Genomic DNA, 21,857 nt, shown 5'->3' on the forward strand with positions numbered 1-21,857 from the left:
GGTATGGAAGCCCGTGACCCCGAACTCAAGAAGGAACTCGACGCCACTCTGCACGCCCGCAGGGAGCTCGGCGAAGAGTACGACGCCGCCTTGGTCGACTCATTCCTGGGGAAGATCGAGCAGCGCCTGGACGGCACGGTCGACCGCCGGATGCGCCGCCACCTCGCCGAGCAGCAGATGGTGGTCGCCCGGGGCGCCCGTTCCCCCGGCAGCCCCGTCGACTCCTGGAGCGAGCGCTTCGGGTTCGGCGTGATCTCGCTGATCCTGGCCATCCCGCTGTCCGCCATCGCCGTGGTCAACGCCGACCTGACCGGGCTCTTCGTCTGCTGGGCCGGCATCTTCGGTGTGAACGCGGTGCACGCCCTGCGCGGCGCCGACCTGGGACGGCGCCGCAGGGAGCGCTCCTCGGAGTGGGACGACTGAGGCCGCACCGCGCCCCGGCGGCTCACGCCTGGCGGGTGGGCAGCACGATCAGCTGACGCAGGTTGACGTGGCGCGGCCGGCTCGTCGCGTACGCGATGAGGTCGGCGACGTCGTCCGCGGCCAGCGAGCCGATCGCGCCGAACATGCCGTCCAGCTGCCCGCTCAGCTCCGAGTTGTCGATGTGCCCGCGCAGCTCGGTCTCGGTGAGGCCCGGCTCGACGTTGGTGACGCGCACGTCCCGCGGGCCGAGTTCGGTGCGCAGCGACTCCGACAGATAGGTCAGCGCGGCCTTCGTCGCCCCGTACACCGCGTAGTGCGGGAAGGCGGTGTGCGCGCCGATCGACGAGATGTTCACCAGGTCGGCCGTCCCGCCCCCGTCGGCCGCGGCGATCAGGTCCGGGGTGAAGGCGCCGATGATCCGCAGCGCGCCCGCCACGTTGGTGTCCAGCATCCGCTGCCACTCGTCGGTGCGGTGGGCGGTCACCGGGTTCGGCAGCATCACGCCCGCCGCGTTCACCACCAGGTCGACGCGTCCGTACGCCGCGTGCACGCGCTCCACGGCGGCGTCCACCGACGCCTGGTCGGTGACGTCGGCGGTGACGGCGAGCGCCCGGCCGCCGTCCGCCTCGATCTTCCCGGCCAGCTCGTCGAGCAGCTCCGCGCGCCGGGCCAGCAGGACGACGCGGGCGCCCCGGGCGGCGAGCAGCCGGGCCGTGGCCTCGCCGATGCCGCTGGCGGCGCCGGTGACGAGGGCGGTGCGGTCCTGCAGGTTCTCGTACGACATGGCTGAACTCCCTGTGCGATCAGTGGGGTCGGTGCGGGGGTCGGTGCCGTCCGGGGCGTTCCCCGGCGGCGAGAACCACTCTGCGCGTCCCGCGCCGGGCTACCCAGGGCTGTGCCTTTCCTGGGTCCGGCAGTACCAGGCTGGAATCCGGCCGCCCCTCTAGGATCGACCGCATGGACGGCGACCTCGGAGACTTCCTGCGCTCACGGCGCGGCCGCATACAGCCCGCGGACGTGGGCCTCACCGCGCACGGGCGGCGCCGCGTGCCGGGCCTGCGCCGCGAAGAGGTCGCGCAGCTGGCGGGCGTCAGCGTGGACTACTACATCCGCCTCGAACAGGGGCGCGGGCCCTCGGTGTCCGACGCGGTGCTCGACGCGATCGCCCGCGTGCTGCGCCTGGACGAGACCGAGCACGCCTATCTGCGCACCGTGGCCCGGCCCCGGCCGCGCGCTCGCCGGCCCCGGGCGCCCGCGCAACGGGTCCGCCCCGGCCTGCGGTTGCTCCTGGACACCATCGACCGCGCGCCGGCGTTCATCTTCGGCCGCCGCATGGACGTACTGGCCTGGAACGCGCTGGCCGACGCGCTCAACGGCTTCTCCGCGCTGTCGCCCGCGGAGCGGAACGTCCCGCGCCAGGTGTTCCTCGAGGGCCCCGGGCGTGACTGCTACCCGGAGTGGGAGGCGGTGGCGGCGGAGACGGTCGCGTATCTGCGCCTGGACGCGGCGCGCTGCCCCTCGGACGCGGAACTCTGCGCCCTGGTGGGCGAGTTGTCCGTCAAGAGCGAGGATTTCCGGCGGCTGTGGGCCGACCACCAGGTGAAGGAGAAGACGCACGGCGTGAAGCGGATGAACCATCCGGTGGTGGGGGAACTGGTCCTCCCCTACGAGACGTTGGCGCTGCCCGGCGATCCCGACCAGCTCATGGTGGTCTACACCCCCGAGCCGGGCTCCCCCAGCGCGGACCGCCTCTCCTTGCTGGCCAGCTGGTCCACCCCAACGGAGCCGTCCCACCCCACCGGCTGACCCGTCCCCTGCGGGCGGGTGGCGGCTGATCGCGCAGTTCCCCGCGCCCCTAAGTGGGCCCCCTGATCGCCCGCTTGAAAGGTGCCGTCAGCCGGAGGTGCCTTGAGGGGCGCGGGGAACTGCGCGACAAGCCCCCACCGGGCCGCGGACGAACAAGAACCACGCGGCAACCCCCACCCGCCCCGCACCCGCCGACCGCAGGTCAGGGTCGCTCACAGGGACCACCGCACCCCCGGTGGAGGAACCCCCCAGGGGGCGGGACGACGGTGGTCCCCGTGAGGGACGTGCGGCCGGGTCAGAGCCGGACGCACGTCCAGACGTACGAGGAGGCCCGGGAGCCGCTCCGGAGTTCCTGACGCCGACAACCACCACTGTGCCGGAGCCGTGTTAAGCGGGTGCTGCGCGCACATGACACCCACGTACCACTTCGGAGAAGCCCCGTACCACTTCGGAGAAGCCCCGCCCCACATCCGCCAAGACCCAGCGTCAGCGCCCCGGCTGCTCCGCCAGGAACGCCAGCAGATCCTGCCGGCTCACGACCCCCGTCGGCTTCCCCTCGACCAGGACGATCGCCGCGTCCGCCGCACCCAGCACCGACATCAGGTCAGCCACCGGCTCCCCGGAGCCGACCTGCGGCAGCGGCGCCGACATGTGCTTCTCCAGCGGGTCGGAGAGCGAGGCCCGCTGCGTGAACAGCGCGTCCAGGAGCTCGCGTTCGACGACCGAGCCGATGACCTCCGCGGCCATCACGTCGGGGTGCCCCGCGCCCGGCTTCACGATCGGCATCTGCGAGACCCCGTACTCCCGGAGCACCTCGATCGCCTCGCCGACCGTCTCCTCGGGGTGCATGTGCACCAGCGAGGGCAGCGCGCCGCCCTCCTTGCGGCGCAGCACGTCGCCGACGTCCGGCTGGTCGCCGTCCTGCTCCAGGAAGCCGTAGTCGTTCATCCACTCGTCGCTGAAGATCTTGCTCATGTAGCCGCGGCCGGAGTCGGGCAGGAGCACCACCACGACGTCTTCCGGGCCGAGCCGCTCGGCGACGCGCAGCGCGGCGACGACGGCCATGCCGCAGGAGCCGCCGACGAGCAGCCCCTCCTCCTTGGCGAGCCGGCGGGTCATCTGGAAGGAGTCCTTGTCGGACACCGCGATGATCTCGTCCGTGACGTTCCGGTCGTACGCCGTCGGCCAGAAGTCCTCACCGACGCCCTCGACGAGGTAGGGCCGCCCGGAGCCGCCCGAGTACACGGACCCCTCCGGGTCGGCGCCGACGATCGTGACGCGCCCCTCGGAGATCTCCTTCAGGTAGTTGCCGGTACCGGAGATCGTGCCGCCGGTCCCGATGCCCGCGACGAAATGGGTGATCTTCCCTTCCGTCTGCTCCCAGAGCTCGGGGCCCGTGGAGTGGTAGTGGGAGAGCGGGTTGTTGGGGTTGCTGTACTGGTCGGGCTTCCAGGCGCCGGGCGTCTCGCGCACGAGGCGGTCGGAGACGTTGTAGTACGAGTCCGGGTGCTCGGGGTCGACGGCGGTCGGGCAGACGACGACGTCGGCGCCGTACGCCCGCAGCACGTTGATCTTGTCGAGGGACACCTTGTCGGGGCAGACGAAGATGCACTTGTAGCCCTTCTGCTGGGCCACGATGGCGAGGCCGACCCCGGTGTTGCCGGAGGTGGGCTCGACGATGGTGCCGCCGGGCTTCAGCTCCCCGCTCTGCTCCGCCGCCTCGATCATGCGCAGCGCGATGCGGTCCTTCACGGATCCGCCGGGGTTGAAGTACTCGACCTTGGCCAGGACGGTCGCCTGGATGCCCGCGGTCACGTTGTTGAGCCTCAACAGCGGGGTGTTGCCGACGAGGCTGATCATCGAGTCGTGGAATTGCACCGTTGTCTCCGGGCTGCGATGTAGTGCGACGAATTTGGTGCGGTCAGCCTAAGGGTCCACCTCATCCGTTCACCTCCACTTGCGATTGGCCGACCGTGCTTACGGGGCAATGAGTGGATGTACGGCCCTTTGGCGCGGTACGGCACGAGGAGGTGGCTGCAGGGCATGTCGAGGGCGAGGGTGGCACGGCGGATCGCGGCGGGCGCGGCGTACGGCGGAGGAGGCATCGGGCTGCTCGGGGCCGCCGCGGTGGGCGTGGTGCTCGCCGAGGTGCAGCTGGCGAAGCGGAACGTGGGCAATGGCGGGCACGCGGATCCGCCGCGCGCGGACGGCCGCTACGGCGGGGCGTTCGCCGACAGCGCCGCGCGGGCCACCGGCCTGGAACCGGTGCGGTTCGCGATGCTCGGGGACTCCACGGCGGCCGGGCAGGGCGTGCACCGGGCCAAGCAGACGCCGGGCGCACTGCTGGCCTCCGGGCTCGCCGCGGTGGCGGAGCGCCCCGTCGACCTGCGGAACGTGGCGCTGCCCGGCGCCCAGTCGGACGACCTCGACCGGCAGGTGACGCTGATCCTCTCCGACCCGTCCTGGGTGCCGGACGTCTGCGTGGTCATGATCGGCGCGAACGACGTGACGCACCGGATGCCGCCGACGCGGTCGGTGCGGCATCTCTCGGCGGCGGTCCGCAGGCTCCGTACGGCGGGGGCGGAGGTGGTCGTCGGCACGTGTCCCGACCTCGGCACGGTGGAGAACGTCTACCAGCCGCTGCGGTGGATGGCCCGGCGCGTCTCGCGCCAGCTGGCCGCGGCGCAGACGATCGGCGTGGTGGAGCAGGGTGGCCGGACGGTGTCGCTCGGGGACCTGCTCGGTCCGGAGTTCGCGGCGAATCCGCGGGAGCTGTTCGGTCCGGACAACTACCACCCCTCCGCGGAGGGGTATGCGACGGCGGCGATGGCGGTGCTGCCCACGTTGTGCGCGGCGCTCGGCGTGTGGCCCGAGGAGGAGCGGCCCGACGTCTCGCGGCGCGAGGGCTTCTTGCCGGTGGCGCGGGCGGCTGCGCAGGCGGCGTCCGAGGGCGGCACGGAGGTCACGGCGGCCATGCCTACGGGCCCCCGGGGTCCGTGGGCCCTCCTCAAACGCCGACGCCGCCGCCGCATCCACGCCCCAGAACCGTCCCCACTCCCCCACTGAGGCCCCGGGGGGGCGGGGGGGTCTTCCCTGCAGGTGGGTGGGGGTTGATCGCGCAGTTCCCCGCGCCCCTGACCAGTCCACCTCGCCCCCTGACGCATCGCTCGGGTCCCCCGTGGCGCTCGCGCAGTTCCCCGCGCCCCTGGGGGGTCCCCGTCGTCGTCCGCCTTCAGGTGCCGGCGGCCGGAGGTACCGTCAAGGGGCGCGGGGAACTGCGCGACAAGCCCCCGCCGGCCCGCAGACGAAAAACAAGGCACACACCCCAGGGGCGCGGGGAACTGCGCGAGCGACCCCCACCGGGCCGCACCAAAAAGCGAGACCCAGTCCGCTCAGGGCCCCGCGGCCTGAGCGCCCGCTTAGAAATGCGGCCCGTCTCACACCCCCCACCCGATGACCCACCCCGTTACGTGCAGGTAACTTCCCAAGGAGTTCCGCCCCGTTCCACCCCGCCGCCCTCTCGCCACAGGAGCACTCGATGCCCGAAGCCGTGATCGTCTCCGCCGCCCGCACCCCGATCGGCCGCGCCTTCAAGGGCTCCCTGAAGGATCTGCGGCCGGACGACCTGACCGCCACGATCATCGAGGCCGCCCTCGCCAAGGTCCCGGAGCTCGACCCGAAGCTCATCGACGACCTGATGCTCGGCTGCGGCCTGCCCGGCGGCGAGCAGGGGCACAACCTGGGCCGGATCGTCGCCGTGCAGATGGGCATGGACCACCTGCCGGGCTGCACCATCACCCGTTACTGTTCCTCCTCGCTGCAGACGAGCCGCATGGCCCTGCACGCCATCAAGGCGGGCGAGGGCGACGTCTTCATCTCCGCCGGCGTGGAGATGGTGTCGCGCAGCAAGAACGGGACCAGCGACCACCCCGACACCCACAACCCCCTCTTCGCCGACGCCGAGGCCCGTACCGCCGCGGTCGCCCAGTCCGAGGGCTCCACCTGGCACGACCCGCGCGAGGACGGCCTGGTCCCGGACGCGTACATCGCGATGGGCCAGACCGCGGAGAACCTCGCCCGCGCCAAGGGCGTCACCCGCAAGGACATGGACGAGTTCGGGGTCAGGTCCCAGAACCTCGCCGAGGAAGCCCTGAAGAACGGCTTCTGGGAGCGCGAGATCACCCCCGTCACCACCCCCGACGGCACCGTCGTCAGCAAGGACGACGGCCCCCGCGCCGGCGTCACGTACGAGGGCGTCCAGGGCCTCAAGCCCGTCTTCCGCCCCGACGGACTCGTCACCGCCGGCAACTGCTGCCCGCTGAACGACGGCGCCGCCGCCCTGGTCATCATGAGCGACACCAAGGCCCGCGAGCTCGGCCTGACCCCGCTCGCCCGCATCGTCTCCACCGGCGTCACCGGCCTCTCCCCCGAGATCATGGGCCTCGGCCCGGTCGAGGCGAGCAGGCAGGCCCTGAAGCGGGCCGGCCTCACCGTCGACGACATCGACCTCTTCGAGATCAACGAGGCCTTCGCCGCCCAGGTGATCCCCTCCTACCGCGACCTGGACATCCCGCTCGACAAGCTCAACGTCAACGGCGGCGCCATCGCGGTCGGCCACCCCTTCGGCATGACCGGCGCCCGCATCACCGGCACGCTCATCAACTCCCTCCAGTTCCACGACAAGCAGTTCGGCCTGGAGACGATGTGCGTCGGCGGCGGCCAGGGCATGGCGATGGTCATCGAGCGCCTCAGCTGAACCGCAACCCCCGATTTCGTTGACACACAGTTCGCAGTGTTGACCCTCAGTCCCTGCATCGCTTCGTGACCCAATCTCCCCCAGGATGTGACCTATCTCCTGGGGGAGATACATATGCCCAGCTCAGCGCGGTTACGGGGGTAAACCCCGGGCCCAAAGACCTGTCCCATTCGTGACGTAATGCACTGACAGGTGGATCGTGCAGGCTTCAAGCTGATGTAGGAAGTCGGGGGTCGACTTGAAACCGGGAGTACGTCAGTGAGCGCCTTGCCTCTTGCCCTGCTGCTCTCCACGGCCGCTGCCACGGCCGTGGGCGCCGCTGCCCTGCACGCGGTGCACGGACTGCGGAAGCAGCTCACCGAGATCACAGCCCTGCACACCGAACTGGCCGAGAGTCGTGCCGCCGTCGGCCCGCACCCCACGGTGCCGGCCGCCCGCACCACGGTGGACACCGACGAGATACGCGCGGCCGTCTCCGAGGCCCTCGCCGAGGAGCGCGAGCGCGAGCTCGCCGAGGCCCGCGCGTTCTGGGCCGCCCAGGAGGCCCGCGAGGGCTCCGACGGGGCCGCGCTGCTCGGCGGGCTGCCCGGCCTGTCCGGCCTGCCCGAGAGCATCGCCGACGAGCTGTTCCTGCCGCGCCAGGCGGACTTCGCCGGCCTGGACGCGGAGAGCCTGGAACCGGTCGTCGAGCCCTTCGCCGACCCGGCGGGCGCCGACGAGTTCGCCGGAGGCACCGCCCAGGACGGCGCCTTCGCGGGAGACTCCCCGGAGCTGGCCGCCGCCCGGCGCCGGCACCCCTCGCACCCGGACTTCGTGCCGGTGCAGACGCCGGCGTCCCCCGACCACGACGGCCACGGCGACCACGAGCGCACGGTCGCCTGCCTGGAGGAGCTGGCCGACGCCCGCACCGCCCTCGCCGACGTCCGCCCGGGCCCGCTCGGCACGCTGGACGTGTACGTCTTCGCGGACGGTACGACGCTGTGCATGACGCCCGGACACCGCGAGACCGCGGAGCTGCTCGCCACCGCGCTGCGTGAGGGCCGCACCCCGTTCCTGCTGGGTGGCTCCGGCATCTCGGGCGCGTACGCGCTGACCTTCGAGTGCGGCACCGAGAACATCTACATCCTGGCCGACCGCGTCATCGCGTCGGTCTGACGGAGTCCGGCCACGCGCGTGGCCGGACCCGCCCCGCCCCACCTCACCCCGCCCCGGGCCGAGGTCCTGGACCGCAGCGTCCTAGACCCCGGCCCTTTTCTGTGCCTCGGCCACGAGGTCCAGCGCCCGCGCGAGGTCCTCGGGTCCGGTCAGGACAAGGGCGAGATCGCACCCCGCGACGGTGATCTGGTCGGCCGCGGCGAACATCCCGGCGTCCGGCATCTCCCGCGGCTCCGCCGCCGGTTCCTCCACGCGCTGCGTCCACAGCGCCAACTCCCTGGCCAGCGCCAGCGCTTCGGCCGCCGCCCCGCGTTGCAGCCGGCTCTGCGGCGCGGCCCGCAGGCGGTCGGCGAATTGGTCCACTGCGGCCGTCAAAGGCGTCGTATCGAGCACCACGCGAGCCTATGTGCCTTTCCGGGACTGTTGCCAACGCCCCGGCGCTCAGGCACGGTGGCGTGAAGGACGGAACACATCGCGACGCGTCCGGAGGCGCCGATGTCCCAAGTCTTCTCCGAGGAGACCCACCGCAACCTGCTCGCCCGTATCCCCCAATGCACCGGTCGTGAAGTGTCCGACTGGCTCCGTGCCGTGGAGGAAGGCCCCTCTCTCTTCCGCTTCGAGGAGAAGGTCAGCTGGCTCCGCGCCGAACACAACCTCGCGTACGGCCACGCGAAGGCGATCATCCACGAGTACGACCTCAGGCGGGCCGCCCGCAAACTGCTCTGACCGCGCTCCCTCACCCACCACACGGCGAAGGGCCCGCGGACCGTTCCCGGTCCGCGGGCCCTTCGGGGTCACTCGTCCTGTGACGACCGACTATCTGGGTCAGTCGTTGCCCGAGAAGATGGCGATCAGGCGCAGGAACTCCATGTAGATCCAGACGAGCGTCATCGTCAGACCGAACGCGGCCAGCCAGGCCTCTTCCTTCGGCGCGCCGTACGCGATGCCGTCCTCGACCTGCTTGAAGTCGAGGGCAAGGAAGCACGCGCCGAGCAGGATGCCGACGATGCCGAAGACGATGCCGAGGCCGCCGGAGCGGAAGCCCAGGCCGTCGCCGCCGCCGAAGACCATGAACAGCAGGTTCACGGCGGTCAGCAGCAGGAAGCCCATCGCCGCGGCCATCACGAAGCCGTAGAAGCGGCGGTTGACGCGGATCCAGCCCGCCTTGTACGCCACGAGGACGCCGATGAAGACGGCCATCGTGCCGAGCACGGCCTGCATGGCCGCGCCGCTCGCGATGCGGTTGTCGACGACGCTGGAGACGACGCCGAGGAAGACGCCCTCCAGCGCGGCGTACGTCAGGATCAGCGCGGGCGAGGCCTTGCGCTTGAACGCCTGGACCAGGCCGAGCACCATCGCGACGAGGCCGGCGCCGATCGCGATGCCGTACGACTTGCTGATGTTGGCGTCGTCCACCGGCAGCAGCGCCCAGGCGAGCGCGGCCGTGACCACGAGCGTGCCGAGCGTGGTGGCGGTGCGCATGACGACGTCGTCCATCGTCATGCGGCCGGCGCCTACGGGTGCCTGGGGGGCGCCGTGCTGCACGTCCTGCTGGGCGTACGGATTCGTGGCGTAGGGGTTGCCCGCGGGGGCCTGCTGGCCTCCGGCGTACGGATTGCCCTGCGCGTACGGATTGCCCTGGTGGGTCTGGGTCGCGCTCGCGGGGCCCCCGGCCTGCGGCTGCCCGCCGAAGCCGGCGTAGCCGTTGTCGCGGCTGAACCCCCGTCGCGAGAAGACCGGGTTACTGCTCCTCATTTCACTCCTCCATGGCCACCGTGCGTGGCTTTGCCTCAAGAGTAATGCGTAGGCAAAAGGATGGACCTAGTGCTTGGGGAGGATCTTTCCCTCTCTGTGACCGAGAACGCACGGGGAGGCCCCCACTGTTCCCGTATCGGAATCGTTCGCCCGCGCGAGTGGCACCAGCGAGATGGCGACCGCCCCGAGGACCGCGGCGACCGCGAAGGTGGTGAAGCCGAGCGAGGCGTCGCCGCCCGTGACGACCGCGCCGCCGAGCCACGGCCCGACGACCGCCCCGGTGCGCCCGACGCCGGTGACCCAGCCGAGCCCCGTGGCGCGCTGCGCGGGCGGATAGACGGAAGGGGCGGCCGCGTACACCATGACCTGCGCCGAGAAGAGCCAGATGCCGGTGACGAAGACGACGCCGTAGGCGACGGCGAGCGGCAGCTGGGCCTTGAGCAGGAAGGCGCCGCAGGCGGTGAGCAGGAACCAGACCGCGGAGACCGGGACGGCGCCGAAGCGGTCGGCGGTGCGCCCGGCGATCAGCATGCCGACGATGCCGCCCGCGTTGATCACCATGAGGAAGGTGACGGAGGAGAAGAGCGAGTAGCCGGAGGCCCGCATGAGCTCGGGCAGCCAGGTGGAGACGCCGTAGACCAGGAGCAGCCCGGCGAAGGAGGCGAGCCACAGCAGCGGGGTCGCCAGGCGCCGCCCCGGCGCGAAGAGCGCGAGGACGGCCGCGAGGCGTCCCCGGGCGCCGGCCTCGGGGGCCCCGGCCGGGGTCGGGGCGGGCAGCAGATAGCGGGCGGCGACCGTCTCCGCGTCACGGGTGCGGCCCTTGGCGAGCAGCACGCCGGGCGACTCGGGCAGCCACCGGAGGACCAGCGGGACGGCGACGAGGGCCGGGACGACGCCGGCCCAGAAGACGACGCGCCAGCCGTGGTCGGGGCCGAGCGCGAGCCCGAGACCCGTCGCCGCCATGCCGCCCGCGTGGTAAGAGGTCATCATCAGGCCGGTGGCGAGCGCGGCCCGGCGCGGCGGCGCGAATTCGGCGACGATCGCGAGCCCGATCGGCATCAGCCCGCCGAGCCCGAGCCCGGAAACGAAGCGCCCGGTGCCGAAGACGGCGACACCCGGCGCGAGCGCGCACAGCGCGGAGCCGAGCGAGAAGACGACGACGCTGCCCGTCACCATCGGCTTGCGCCCCAGCCAGTCGGTGAGGGTGCCGCAGCCGAGGGCGCCGACGAGCATGCCGAAGGTGGTCCAGGAGCCGACGGTGCCCGCGGTGGACGGGGTGAAGCCGAAGTCCTTGTCGTCGATGAGGTGCGGCATGACGGCGCCGTAGATGTTGACGTCCATGCCGTCGAAGAAGACGACGAGCCAGCACAGGGCGATGACGGGCGCGACGGCCCGGAAGGTGCGCTCAGGGGGGTTCACCGGCTCTCCTTCTCGGTCGGTGTCAGGGGGAAGCCGGTGTAGGCCTCCGCGAGGTCGGTCTCGGCCGAGCGGGCGGTGGTGATGCGGTCGAGGCGGGCGAGCTGGATGCGGTCGTCGAAGGGGGTGGCGTCGGGCGCGCGGTGCAGCAGGGTCGTCATCGCGTAGCTGAAGCGCTCGGCCTGCCAGACGCGGCGCAGACAGGTCGCGGAGTACGCGTCGAGGCGGCTCGGATCGCCGGTGTCGCGGTGGTGGACCAGCGCGCGGGCGAAGGTGGTGACGTCGCCGACGGCGAGGTTGAGGCCCTTCGCGCCGGTCGGCGGGACGATGTGCGCGGCGTCCCCGGCGAGGAAGAGCCGGCCGTGCCGCATGGGCTCGTGGACGTAGCTGCGCATGGGGGTGACCGTGGTGGCGGTGAGGGGGCCGCGGCGCAGCGTCCAGGCCGGGTCGTCGGTCTCCAGGCGGCGGTCCAGCTCGTCCCAGATCCGCGGCGCGGCCCAGTCGCGCGGGTCGGTGCCGTCGGGAACCTGGAGGTACGCGCGCGTGACGGTCGGCGAGCGCATGGACAGCAGGGCGAAGCCGCGCTCGTGGCGGGCGTAGACGAGCTCGTCGTGGGAGGGCGCCACGTCGGCGAGGACGCCGAGCCAGGCGAAGGGGTACGTGCGCTCGAAGGTCCGGGAGAGCCCTTCGGGGACGGCCGCGCGGGAGACGCCCCAGAAGCCGTCGCAGCCCACCACGTAGTCGCACATCAGGGTGGACTCGCGGCCCGCGTGTCGGAACCGCACGCGCGGGCTCGTGGTGTCGGCGCCGGTCACCTCCAGCGCCTCCGCCTCGAAGAGCAGCGGTCCGCCCTCCGCCAGCTGCAGCGCGATGAGGTCCTTGCAGACCTCGGTCTGGGCGTAGGCCATGACGGACCTGCCGCCGGTCAGCGCGGGGAAGTCGACGCGGTGTCTGCGGCGGTCGAAGCGGAGTTCGATGCCGTGGTGCGGCAGGCCCTCGCGGTCCATACGGGCGGCCGCGCCCGCCTCGCGCAACACGTCGACGGTGCCCTGCTCCAGGATTCCGGCGCGCTGGCGCCGTTCCACGTACGCGCGGTCCCGGCTCTCCAGGACGACGGATTCGATGCCGGCCCGGTGCAGGAGGCGGGCGAGGAGCAGCCCGGCCGGTCCGGCCCCGATGATCCCGACGGTGGTGCGCATCGCTCGATCCCCTCCCGCGTCCACCCCGCGCACGCCCCGCACTTGTTCGCCTGGTGAACTTTCGTTCATAATGTGTTGCCGGGAGTCTCTGGCTGCGCCTGTGCGCTGTCAACGGTCGTGCGGCATCCGATTTCCCGGCCCGACCGGTCATCCGGTCTTCCCGGCAGCGAGGAGCGCGGCGCCATGTCCGACGAGTCCGTGGAGTCCGTGGAGTCCGTGGAGTCCGTGGAGTCCGTACGTCCCCTGGAGCGCGGGCTCGCCGTGCTGCGGGCCCTCGCCCCCGCGGAGCCCGGCCGGCTGCGCGCCGGTGATCTCGTGCGCGCCACCGGTCTTGCCCGCTCCACGGTCGACCGGGTGGTGGCGACGCTGGCCCACCTCGGCTACGTACGCGTGCGCGGCCAGGAGCTGCACCTCACCCCCCGCCTCATGGAGCTCGGCAACGCCTACCTCGCGGCCAGCGGTCTGACCGGCGAGGTCGCGGCCCGCACCGCCCGGCTCGCGGACGAGCTCGACGAGTCGGTGTCGCTCGCGGTGCCGGACGGCGACGGGGTGCGCTTCGTGACGCAGGCCGCCCGGCGCCGCGCGATGTCGGTGGCGTTCCACATCGGCGACCTGCTGCCCCCCGAACGGTGCGCGCCCGGCGCCCTCTTCGCCCAGGAGTGGGACGAGGCGCGGTGGGCGGCCTGGCGGACCCGCACCGCCGCCGACGACGCCACCGAGGCCGCCGACACCCCCGAGGCCGCCCAGGACGCGAGCGCCGCCTACCCCGCGCTGCCGCCAGGTCCCGCCCCGCACGCCCTCCCCGACCTCGCCGCCCGCGTCGCCCGCTCCCGCGAGACGGGCTGGGCCCTGGACGACCAGCTGATCGAGCCGGGCCTGATCGCGGTCGCGGTCCCGGTGCGCGACGGCGCGGGCCGCATCCGGTACGCCCTGTCGGCGGTGAGCCACACCAGCAGGCACACGGCGGACGGCCTCGCCGACGCGATGCTGCCGCGGCTGCGGGCGGAGGCGGCGCGGCTCGCCCGCCTGTCGGCCGTACGACCGTCGCCGCCCGCCGAGGAGCCGGCCCGCACCCCCGCCCCCGATGCCGTGGCCGCCAAGGCGGACCTCGGTCCGGGCTTCCTGCAGTCCCTGGCCCGGGGGCTCGCGGTGCTGCGCGCCCTGGGCGCGGCGCGCGGCGACGGCCTGCCGCTCACCGCGCTCGCCGCGGCCACCGAGTTGCCGAGAGCCACCGCGCGGCGCTGTCTGCACACCCTGGAGCGGGCCGGGTACGCCGCCCACGACGGCCGCCTGTACCGCCCGCTCCCCCGCATCCTGGAGCTCGGCCACGCCCCGCTGTCCGGGCTCACCTTCGCCGAGATCGCCGAGCCGCACCTGCGCGACCTCACGGACCGGGTGCGCCAGTCCGCCTCGGTCACCGTCCTGGACGGGACCGACATCCGGTACGTGGCGCGGGCCGCGGCGGCGCGCGTCATGAGCGTGCACATCACGGTGGGCACCCGCTTCCCCGCGTACGCCACCGCGATGGGCCGGGTGCTGCTCGCCGGGCTCCCCGGCCCCGAGCGCGCCCGGCTCCTCGCCGCCGCGCCGCCCCGCGCCCTCACCGCGCGCACCGTGACGGAGACCGGCGCCCTCGCCCGGCTCCTCGACCGGGTCGCCGCCGACGGCCACGCCACCGCCGACCAGGAGCTGGAGGAGGGCCTTCGCTCGGTCGCCGTGCCGGTCAGGGACGCGCGGGGGCGGGTGGTCGCGGCGCTGAACGTCGCCCAGCACGCCGGCTCCGGTCCGCTCGCCGAGGCCCGCGACGCGCTGCTGCCCGTACTGCGGGAGACGGCGGCGGCGATCGAGACCGATCTGCACACGGCGGCCCGCTTCAACGCCGTACGGCTGTCCTGAGCGGACGCGAGGACGGGCGGGCGGGGACGGGCGGCGAGGACGAGCGGGCGAGAGGGCGGCAGCTCGGCAAGGGGCATATGCCTGATGGCGCATCAATTCGCGTGCAGGGCAACGGATTTGGCGGCGCCCGAGGGCAGGACAGCGGAAGTGCCCGGAGCCGGACTCGAACCGGCACGCCCCCGAGGGGCAGCGAGGTTTAAGCTCGCCGTGTCTGCATTCCACCATCCGGGCAGGCCATGGGCTCCGCGTCGAGGCTTCGACCCTATCGGGAGGCGTCCCCCGAACAGCGGAAGGTCAGCCCGATGTTGTCTTATTTTATTGACGTCTGAGGGTGCATCAGCCCTCGGCACAGTCCATCGGTACATGCCGGAGGCCTGTCCTCGGGCTCGGCCGGTCTCGTGGGCCTCTGCACGGAATGACGGAATTTAGCCGCCCTGAGGTTCCCGTCGCCGCTGTCACCCGCTTTCCGGATCGGACCCGTCTGTCCCCCTTCCGCATCAGGGACGCGTGTCATCCCCAGGTATGACAGGAGCTCCTCAAGTCCGACTGGAGAGGGCCCCCGGAACCGGATCAGCGGGTGACTCCACGGCGCTGATCGGCCAGGACGATGGAGTACGTCCCCACTCGTCGTCCCGACAGGAGCACCCTCCCGTGACCACCACCCCCTTCGCCACCCGCGCCACCGCCGTGGCGGCCCGCGCCACGGAACTGTCCAAGGTGTACGGACAGGGCGAGACCCAGGTGGTCGCCCTGGACCGGGTCTCCGTCGACTTCGGGCAGGGCGAGTTCACCGCGATCATGGGCCCCTCGGGCTCCGGCAAGTCGACCCTGATGCACTGCGTCGCCGGTCTGGACAGCTTCAGCTCCGGCTCGGTGCGCCTCGGCGAGACCGAGCTGTCGACGCTCAAGGACAAGCAGCTCACCAAGCTCCGCCGGGACAAGATCGGCTTCATCTTCCAGGCGTTCAACCTGCTGCCGACCCTGACCGCCCTGGAGAACATCACGCTCCCCATGGACATCGCGGGCCGCAAGCCCGACAAGCGGTGGGTGGAGCAGGTCATCGAGATGGTCGGCCTCTCCGGCCGCCTCAGCCACCGGCCCACCGAGCTCTCCGGCGGTCAGCAGCAGCGCGTCGCGGTGGCCCGCGCGCTCGCCTCCCAGCCGGAGATCATCTTCGGTGACGAGCCGACCGGAAACCTCGACTCGCGCTCGGGCGCCGAGGTCCTCGGCTTCCTGCGCAACTCGGTGCGGGACCTCGGGCAGACCGTCGTCATGGTCACCCACGACCCGGTGGCCGCCTCGTACGCGGACCGCGTGATCTTCCTCGCCGACGGGCGGGTCGTCGACGAGATGCACGGGCCCACCGCGGACGGGGTGCTCGACCGGATGAAGCACTTTGACGCGAAGGGGCGGACGAGCTAGTTCGCGGCTCGGCTCCGGGTGGCTCTTCCCTGCCGCCGTCGGGGCCCGGCCTTTGTTCGGGACTGCGGGCCCGTCGTGGCTTGTCGCGCAGTTCCCCGCGCCCCTGAGAAGGCACCTCCGGTGCCTTTCTCTCCCCCCTCACCTCACCCTGGACTCACACCCATGTTCCGTACCGCCCTGCGCAACGTGCTCGCGCACAAGGCCAGGCTGTTGATGACCGTGCTCGCCGTCATGCTCGGCGTCGCCTTCGTCTCCGGCACCCTGGTCTTCACCGACACCTTCGGCAACGCCTACAAGAACAAGTCGGCGAAGAGCTTCGACCACGTCTCCGTCGCCATCCAGTCGGACGGCGGCTCCGACGACGAGGCCAAGCAGAAGCCGAAGCTCACCGACTCGCTCCTGAAGAAGGCGCAGGGGCTGCCCGGCGCGGACTCCGCCATCGGGTCCGTCTCCGGCTTCACCGCCCTCGCCGACAAGGACGGCAAGCTGGTCGGCGGCGAGTGGGGCACCACCGGCACCAACTACTACCCGGGCAAGGACGGCAAGGACCCGCGCTACGACTTCGTGCGCGGCGCCGCCCCGAAGTCCGCCGGCGACATCGCCCTGGACAGCCGTACCGCCGAGCGCACCGGCTACAAGGTCGGCGACACCGTCCGCTACTCCACCGACGGCCCGGTGCGGACCGCCAAAGTCAGCGGCGTCTTCGACACCGACGACGGCAGCGTCGTCGCGGGCGGCAGCCTCGCCGTCCTGGACAACGCGACCGCGTTCAAGGCGCTCAACAAGACCGAGTACGACGAGATCGACGTGAAGGCCACCGCGGGCACCTCCGAGTCGGCCCTGAACGCCTCCGTCGAGAAGATCCTGCCCAAGGACATCTCGACGATGACCGGCGGCGAGCTCAAGACCCAGCAGGACGACATGATCGAGCGGCAGACCAGCTCGATGAGCCAGGTCCTGCTGATCTTCGCCGGCATCGCCCTCTTCGTCGGCATCTTCATCATCGCCAACACCTTCACCATGCTGGTCGCCCAGCGCACCAAGGAGCTCGCCCTCATGCGGGCCGTCGGCGCCTCGCGCCGCCAGGTCACCCGTTCCGTGCTCATCGAGGCCTTCGTGGTCGGCCTGATCGCCGCCGTGGCCGGCTTCGGGCTCGGCATCGGCGTCAGCCTCGGCCTGCAGGCCCTGATGAACTCCGGCGGCGCCTCGCTGCCCGACGGGCCGCTGGTCATCGCCCCGACGACGATCGTCGCGGCGCTCCTGATCGGTGTCGTCGTGACCATGCTCGCCGCCTGGCTGCCGGGCCGGCGCGCCGCGAAGATCCCGCCGGTCGCCGCGATGAACAGCGTCCACGCCACGCCGACCGTGCGCGGTCTGGTCGTGCGCAACACCATCGGCTCGCTCATCGTCGCCCTCGGCGCGGTCATGCTGTTCATGGAGGACAACTACGTGATGGCGGGCGGCGCGGGGACCATCCTCGTCGGCGTCATCGTGCTGACCCCGCTGCTCTCCCGGCCGTTCATCGCCGCGTCCGCGCCACTCCTGAAGCCCTTCGGCGTCACCGGCAAGCTGTCCCGCCTGAACTCGGTGCGCAACCCGCGCCGCACCGCGTCCACCGCCGCGGCCCTGATGATCGGTCTGACCCTCATCACCGCGATGACGGTCGTGGCGACCTCCATGGGCAGCGCCATCAACAAGATGGCGGCCGGCTCCCTGAAGGCCGACTACAGCGTCTCCATGGCGAACTTCCAGCCGCTGACCCCCGAGGTCCGCCAGAAGCTCGACAAGATCCCCGACGTGGAGTCGACCACCCCGCTGCGCACCGCGTACGGCGAGGCCGACGGCAGCTACACCAACGTCAACGGCGTCGACCCCAAGACCTTCGGCGACCTGTTGGGCCTCGACATGATCAGCGGCTCGGCGGCCGGCCTCAAGGACGGCACCGCGCTGATCGACACCGACACGGCGAAGGACAAGGGCCTGAAGACGGGCGACACCTTCCCGCTGAAGTTCGAGGACGACGACAAGACCGTCGAGCTGAAGGTCGCGGGCGTCTACGAGAGCAACGAGATGTTCAGCGGCCTCTTCACGCCGACCTCCGTCGTCGACCCGCACGTCACCAAGGTCCTCGACAAGCAGGTCCTGGTGAAGATGGAGGGCGGCGCGTCCGACCGCGCCGAGGACGCCATCGTCGAGGCGCTCGGCGACAACCCGGCCATCACCATCCAGGACAAGGACGCGATCAGCAACGCGGTCGCGGGCGGCATCAACCTGATCCTGAACATGCTGTACGGCCTGCTCGCCATGGCCATCCTCATCGCGGTGCTCGGCGTCATCAACACGCTGGCCATGTCGGTCTTCGAGCGCAAGCACGAGATCGGGATGCTGCGGGCCATCGGCCTGGACCGGGCCAACGTCAAGCAGATGGTGCGGCTCGAAGCGGTCATCATCTCGCTCTTCGGCGCGGTGCTCGGCATCGTCCTCGGCCTCTTCATGGGCTGGGTCGTGGGCGGCAGCATCGCCGAGAAGGTCACCACGTACTCCATGGAGATCCCGGTCGGCCGGATCGCGATCTTCCTGGCCGTCGCGGCGGTGGTCGGCGTCCTCGCGGCGGTGTGGCCGGCGCGGAGCGCTGCGCGGCTGAATCCGTTGATGGCCATCAAGGCGGAGTAGCTCCCGCTGGGGGTAGCAGAGGGAAGGGCCCCGGAAGAGTCATCTCTTCCGGGGCCCTTCGGGGTGCCGTATGTCGCCGCTTCGCGGCTCGTCCTCAAACGCCGGACGGGCTGGGAATCCACCGGGCGGGCTGGGATTCCGTCGCTACGCGGTCCAGTCCCTCGTCCTCAGCGGCAGGCCCGACGCCCCCGTCTCCCTCGTCTTCACCGCCAGGACCTGGTTCACGCCGATGCGGTTGCGTTCGAAGGCGAGGGCGGAGGCGGCCATGTAGAGGCGCCAGATGCGGGCCCTGCCCGGGGAGGTCAGGCGTTGGCCCTCCGGCCAGTGGGCCTCCAGGTTGGCCACCCAGCGGCGCAGGGTGAGGGCGTAGTGCTCGCGGATGGCCTCCACGTCGCGCACCTCGAAGCCGGCCCGTTCCAGGAGCCCGACCGTGCTGCCGACGGGCGCCAGCTCCCCGTCGGGGAAGACGTACGCGTCGATGAACTCGTCCACGCTGTACGCCGACTCGTCCGCCTGCGGGCGGCGCGCGATCTGGTGGTTGAGCAGGCGCCCGCCGGGCTTCAGGAGGGCGTACAGGTCGTGCGCGTACTCCAGGTAGCGCTCGGCGCCGACGTGCTCGGCCATGCCGATGGAGCTGATGGCGTCGTACGGGCCGTCGCGCACGTCGCGGTAGTCCTGGACGCGGATCTCGATGCGGTCGGTCAGGCCCTCCTCGGCGATCCGCTTCCTGGCGTACGCGGCCTGCTCCTGCGAGAGGGTGACGCCGACGACGTTCACGCCGTGCTCGCGGGCCGCGTGGATCGCCATGGAGCCCCAGCCGCAGCCGACGTCGAGCAGGCGCATGCCGGGCTTCAGGGCGAGCTTGCGGGCGACGAGTTCGAGCTTGTCGCGCTGGGCGCTCTCCAGGGTGGCGTCGGGCGACTCCCAGTAGGCGCACGAGTAGACCATCGAGGGGCCGAGGACCAGCTCGTAGAAGTCGTTGCCGACGTCGTAGTGGTGGCTGATGGCCTGCCGGTCGCTGCCCTTGGTGTGGCGGTGCAGGCGGCCGTGTCTGCGCATCTCCTCGGGCGGCGGGGACGGCGGCAGGAAGGGCGCGGAGAGCGCGAACAGTTCGCGCGCGGCGGCCCGGAACGCCGGGTCCCGCAGCGCATCGCGCAGGCTCCGGGCGTCCTCGCCGCGCTCCCAGATGAACTCCGCGAGCAGGTCGAGGGCGGCGAACAGATCGCCGTCGACGTCCAGGTCACCGGCGACCCAGGCGCGGGCCAGGCCCAGTTCGCCCGGTTTCCAGAGCAGGTGGCGCAGGGCGCGGCGGCTGCGTACGACGAGGACGGGGGTGCCCGGCGGGCCCGCCTCCGACCGGTCCCAGGCGCGGATGCGCACCGGCAGGGGAGCTCCGATGAGCTGCTCGGCGATCTTCTTCAGCCGCAGTGCGGCGTCCTGCATGACGCACACCTCCGAATGGTCCCGGAACGGTCCAACACCACGTAAACACCGAAGACCCCCGGGCGCAGTCCCGTCGCCGCGTCACGGAACGGCAAAATAGATGCCCACTCCATCTACTTGCCCGTGGGGCGCGCGGGACGTCCACGCGCCGCCCCGGGCACGCCGAAGGGGGCCGTCCGCACCACGGATGGCGGACGGCCCCCTTCGGGGTGGATCAGTGACGCGAGGTCAGGAGGCCTTGGCCTTCTCCTCGGTCTTCGCCGCGGGCGCCGGCTCGGCGGCGGCCGCGGGCTTCGGGGCGGGCTTGGCCGCCTCGTAGAACTCCTCGCGCGGCGTCTCCATGGCGCCGAGCGAGACGACCTCGCGCTTGAGGAACATGCCGAGGGTCCAGTCGGCGAGGACGCGGATCTTGCGGTTGAACGTCGGCATCGCCATGCCGTGGTACCCGCGGTGCATGTACCAGGCGAGACGGCCCTTGAGCTTGATCTTCATCTTGCCCATGACGATCATCGCGACGCCCTTGTGCAGGCCGAGACCGGCGACCGCACCCTTGTTGGCGTGGCTGTACTCCTTCTGCGGGAAGCCCCGCATGCCGGAGATCACGTTGTCGCCGAGGACCTTCGCCTGACGCAGCGCGTGCTGGGCGTTCGGCGGGCACCAGGCGTTCTCGTTGCCGGCCTTGCGGCCGACGACGTCCGGCACCTGGGCGTTGTCGCCCGCGGCCCAGATGTAGTCCGTGCCCTGCACCTGGAGCGTCGTCTGGGTGTCCACGTGGCCGCGCGGGCCCAGCGGCAGACCGAAGCGGGACAGCGCCGGGTTCGGCTTGACGCCCGCGGTCCACACGATGGTGTTGGAGTCGACCTCGAGGCCGTTGTTCAGGACCACGTGGCCGTCGACGCAGGAGTCCATGCCGGTCTTGAGGTAGACCTCGACGCCGCGGCTCTCCAGGTGCTCCTTGCCGTAGGCGCCCAGCTTCGGGCCCACCTCGGGCAGGATCTTGTCGGCCACGTCGACGAGGACGAACCGCATGTCCTCGCGCTTGACGTTGTTGTAGTACTTGGCCGCGTCGCGGGCCATGTCCTCGACCTCACCGACGGTCTCCGCACCCGCGAAGCCGCCGCCGACGAAGACGAAGGTCAGCGCCTTGCGGCGGACCTCCTCGTCGGTCGTGGAGTCAGCCTTGTCGAGCTGCTCGAGGACGTGGTTGCGCAGGCCGATGGCCTCCTCGATGCCCTTCATGCCGATGCCCTGCTCGGCGAGGCCGGGGATCGGGAAGGTGCGGGAGACCGCGCCCATCGCGATGACCAGGTAGTCGAAAGGCAGCTCGTACGCCTCGCCGACGAGCGGCGCGATCGTGGCGACCTTGCGGTCCTGGTCGATGGTGGTGACCCGGCCGGTGAGGACCTCGGCCCTCGGCAGCACGCGTCGCAGCGGTACGACGACATGCCGGGGCGAGATGTTGCCGGCGGCGGCTTCGGGGAGGAAGGGCTGGTAGGTCATGTACGACCGGGGGTCGACGACCGTGACGGTCGCCTCTCCGAAGCGCATCTTCTTGAGAATGCGCCGAGCTGCGTACAGGCCTACGTACCCACCGCCTACTACGAGGATCCTGGGACGCTCCGTGGTGCTCATGCCATCGAGTATCCACCCGCCCGGCGGGGGTCGCTCGTGCGCCCCTTCACAAGCATGCCCAGGGCCTCTGCTACACTTCGCCGCCCACGTGACGGAGGTCATGGCGTCGCAGGGGAACCAGGGCGTCACACGAGTCGTTGTTCACCCCTTGTGAGCTGCCCGTCCTGGCCGCGCGGCGCGGTGGACCACTGGCCGCGCCCCCTCCCGGCCGTCGCCCCGGAACCTCTGATCCGGAGGCCGTAAGGCCCTTCCACGGACCCTTTCGGGGGTCAAGTGACCCA

17 protein-coding genes and 1 tRNA gene are annotated in these 21,857 nt (G+C 71.7%); 9 read left to right on the forward strand and 9 right to left on the reverse strand.

Features of this window, described 5'->3' with window-relative positions:
* The first annotated feature begins 3 nt into the window (after positions 1-3).
* Complete coding sequence (locus ACZ6CV_RS16900) at positions 4-423, forward strand: hypothetical protein (RefSeq protein WP_362376942.1); 420 nt, start codon at positions 4-6, stop codon at positions 421-423.
* 22 nt (positions 424-445) lie between these two features.
* Here the strand turns inward: ACZ6CV_RS16900 and ACZ6CV_RS16905 are convergent, their stop codons facing one another.
* Positions 446-1,207: an SDR family oxidoreductase gene (locus ACZ6CV_RS16905; protein WP_469251550.1), complete on the reverse strand. Its 762-nt coding sequence runs from the start codon at positions 1,205-1,207 to the stop codon at positions 446-448.
* Between the two features lie 173 nt (positions 1,208-1,380).
* On the opposite strand from ACZ6CV_RS16905, the gene ACZ6CV_RS16910 reads away from it, so the two are divergent.
* On the forward strand, positions 1,381-2,229 hold the full coding sequence (locus ACZ6CV_RS16910) for a helix-turn-helix transcriptional regulator (protein ID WP_469251551.1): 849 nt from the start codon (positions 1,381-1,383) through the stop codon (positions 2,227-2,229).
* A gap of 486 nt (positions 2,230-2,715) precedes the next feature.
* Here ACZ6CV_RS16910 and ACZ6CV_RS16915 read toward each other — a convergent pair whose 3' ends face one another.
* Entirely contained in the window at positions 2,716-4,107 is a 1,392-nt protein-coding gene (locus ACZ6CV_RS16915) for a cystathionine beta-synthase (protein WP_469251552.1), read from the reverse strand.
* 165 nt (positions 4,108-4,272) lie between these two features.
* On the opposite strand from ACZ6CV_RS16915, the gene ACZ6CV_RS16920 reads away from it, so the two are divergent.
* From ACZ6CV_RS16920 to ACZ6CV_RS16930, 3 genes are all read left to right on the forward strand, one after another.
* Positions 4,273-5,295 (forward strand): SGNH/GDSL hydrolase family protein, encoded by a 1,023-nt coding sequence (locus ACZ6CV_RS16920; protein WP_469251553.1) that lies wholly within the window; start codon positions 4,273-4,275, stop codon positions 5,293-5,295.
* A gap of 472 nt (positions 5,296-5,767) precedes the next feature.
* The gene (locus ACZ6CV_RS16925; RefSeq protein ID WP_469251554.1) at positions 5,768-6,985 is read left to right on the forward strand and encodes an acetyl-CoA C-acetyltransferase; all 1,218 of its coding nucleotides are present in this window, start codon (positions 5,768-5,770) and stop codon (positions 6,983-6,985) included.
* Between the two features lie 258 nt (positions 6,986-7,243).
* Positions 7,244-8,140 carry a hypothetical protein gene (locus ACZ6CV_RS16930; protein WP_469251555.1) on the forward strand — a complete coding sequence of 299 codons (897 nt, stop codon included), beginning with the start codon at positions 7,244-7,246 and terminating at the stop codon, positions 8,138-8,140.
* 81 nt (positions 8,141-8,221) lie between these two features.
* On the opposite strand, the gene ACZ6CV_RS16935 is transcribed toward ACZ6CV_RS16930, so the two are convergent.
* The gene (locus tag ACZ6CV_RS16935) at positions 8,222-8,533 is read right to left on the reverse strand and encodes a hypothetical protein (protein WP_469251556.1); all 312 of its coding nucleotides are present in this window, start codon (positions 8,531-8,533) and stop codon (positions 8,222-8,224) included.
* Positions 8,534-8,635: 102 nt separating this feature from the next.
* Between ACZ6CV_RS16935 and ACZ6CV_RS16940 the strand changes: the two genes are divergently transcribed.
* Positions 8,636-8,866 carry a DUF4287 domain-containing protein gene (locus ACZ6CV_RS16940; protein WP_469251557.1) on the forward strand — a complete coding sequence of 77 codons (231 nt, stop codon included), beginning with the start codon at positions 8,636-8,638 and terminating at the stop codon, positions 8,864-8,866.
* A gap of 99 nt (positions 8,867-8,965) precedes the next feature.
* Here the strand turns inward: ACZ6CV_RS16940 and ACZ6CV_RS16945 are convergent, their stop codons facing one another.
* From ACZ6CV_RS16945 to ACZ6CV_RS16955, 3 genes are all read right to left on the reverse strand, one after another.
* Positions 8,966-9,895, reverse strand: coding sequence for a Bax inhibitor-1/YccA family protein (locus ACZ6CV_RS16945; protein ID WP_362376932.1), 930 nt, complete (start codon positions 9,893-9,895; stop codon positions 8,966-8,968).
* A gap of 66 nt (positions 9,896-9,961) precedes the next feature.
* The gene (locus tag ACZ6CV_RS16950; RefSeq protein ID WP_469251558.1) at positions 9,962-11,314 is read right to left on the reverse strand and encodes an MFS transporter; all 1,353 of its coding nucleotides are present in this window, start codon (positions 11,312-11,314) and stop codon (positions 9,962-9,964) included.
* The gene (locus tag ACZ6CV_RS16955; protein ID WP_469251559.1) at positions 11,311-12,510 is read right to left on the reverse strand and encodes a 4-hydroxybenzoate 3-monooxygenase; all 1,200 of its coding nucleotides are present in this window, start codon (positions 12,508-12,510) and stop codon (positions 11,311-11,313) included. The genes ACZ6CV_RS16950 and ACZ6CV_RS16955 overlap by 4 nt, the downstream gene beginning before the upstream one ends.
* Positions 12,511-12,693: 183 nt before the next feature.
* Here ACZ6CV_RS16955 and ACZ6CV_RS16960 point away from each other — a divergent pair, with 183 nt between their 5' ends.
* Positions 12,694-14,406 (forward strand): IclR family transcriptional regulator domain-containing protein, encoded by a 1,713-nt coding sequence (locus tag ACZ6CV_RS16960; protein WP_469251560.1) that lies wholly within the window; start codon positions 12,694-12,696, stop codon positions 14,404-14,406.
* A 148-nt stretch (positions 14,407-14,554) separates the two neighbouring features.
* Here ACZ6CV_RS16960 and ACZ6CV_RS16965 read toward each other — a convergent pair.
* Positions 14,555-14,637, reverse strand: a tRNA-Leu gene (locus ACZ6CV_RS16965).
* 420 nt (positions 14,638-15,057) lie between these two features.
* Between ACZ6CV_RS16965 and ACZ6CV_RS16970 the strand changes: the two genes are divergently transcribed.
* Together ACZ6CV_RS16970 and ACZ6CV_RS16975 are read left to right on the forward strand one after the other, a co-directional pair.
* The gene (locus ACZ6CV_RS16970; RefSeq protein ID WP_362376927.1) at positions 15,058-15,828 is read left to right on the forward strand and encodes an ABC transporter ATP-binding protein; all 771 of its coding nucleotides are present in this window, start codon (positions 15,058-15,060) and stop codon (positions 15,826-15,828) included.
* A gap of 162 nt (positions 15,829-15,990) precedes the next feature.
* On the forward strand, positions 15,991-18,501 hold the full coding sequence (locus ACZ6CV_RS16975) for an ABC transporter permease (RefSeq protein WP_469251561.1): 2,511 nt from the start codon (positions 15,991-15,993) through the stop codon (positions 18,499-18,501).
* A 144-nt stretch (positions 18,502-18,645) separates the two neighbouring features.
* Here the strand turns inward: ACZ6CV_RS16975 and ACZ6CV_RS16980 are convergent, their stop codons facing one another.
* Entirely contained in the window at positions 18,646-19,944 is a 1,299-nt protein-coding gene (locus ACZ6CV_RS16980) for a class I SAM-dependent methyltransferase (protein ID WP_469251562.1), read from the reverse strand.
* A 228-nt stretch (positions 19,945-20,172) separates the two neighbouring features.
* Entirely contained in the window at positions 20,173-21,576 is a 1,404-nt protein-coding gene (locus tag ACZ6CV_RS16985) for an NAD(P)/FAD-dependent oxidoreductase (RefSeq protein ID WP_469251563.1), read from the reverse strand.
* Positions 21,577-21,857 lie beyond the last annotated feature (281 nt).

It is taken from the genome of Streptomyces sp. NPDC041713 (assembly GCF_055591085.1).

Excerpts from the sequence above, each read along its gene's own strand:
- ACZ6CV_RS16900 (WP_362376942.1), top strand. The coding sequence starts at position 4 with ATGGAAGCCCGTGACCCCGAACTCAAGAAGGAACTCGACGCCACTCTG.
- ACZ6CV_RS16905 (WP_469251550.1), bottom strand. The coding sequence starts at position 1,207 with ATGTCGTACGAGAACCTGCAGGACCGCACCGCCCTCGTCACCGGCGCC.
- ACZ6CV_RS16910 (WP_469251551.1), top strand. The coding sequence starts at position 1,381 with ATGGACGGCGACCTCGGAGACTTCCTGCGCTCACGGCGCGGCCGCATA.
- ACZ6CV_RS16920 (WP_469251553.1), top strand. The coding sequence starts at position 4,273 with ATGTCGAGGGCGAGGGTGGCACGGCGGATCGCGGCGGGCGCGGCGTAC.
- ACZ6CV_RS16925 (WP_469251554.1), top strand. The coding sequence starts at position 5,768 with ATGCCCGAAGCCGTGATCGTCTCCGCCGCCCGCACCCCGATCGGCCGC.
- ACZ6CV_RS16940 (WP_469251557.1), top strand. The coding sequence starts at position 8,636 with ATGTCCCAAGTCTTCTCCGAGGAGACCCACCGCAACCTGCTCGCCCGT.
- ACZ6CV_RS16945 (WP_362376932.1), bottom strand. The coding sequence starts at position 9,895 with ATGAGGAGCAGTAACCCGGTCTTCTCGCGACGGGGGTTCAGCCGCGAC.
- ACZ6CV_RS16955 (WP_469251559.1), bottom strand. The coding sequence starts at position 12,510 with ATGCGCACCACCGTCGGGATCATCGGGGCCGGACCGGCCGGGCTGCTC.
- ACZ6CV_RS16960 (WP_469251560.1), top strand. The coding sequence starts at position 12,694 with ATGTCCGACGAGTCCGTGGAGTCCGTGGAGTCCGTGGAGTCCGTGGAG.
- ACZ6CV_RS16975 (WP_469251561.1), top strand. The coding sequence starts at position 15,991 with ATGTTCCGTACCGCCCTGCGCAACGTGCTCGCGCACAAGGCCAGGCTG.
- ACZ6CV_RS16980 (WP_469251562.1), bottom strand. The coding sequence starts at position 19,944 with ATGCAGGACGCCGCACTGCGGCTGAAGAAGATCGCCGAGCAGCTCATC.
- ACZ6CV_RS16985 (WP_469251563.1), bottom strand. The coding sequence starts at position 21,576 with ATGAGCACCACGGAGCGTCCCAGGATCCTCGTAGTAGGCGGTGGGTAC.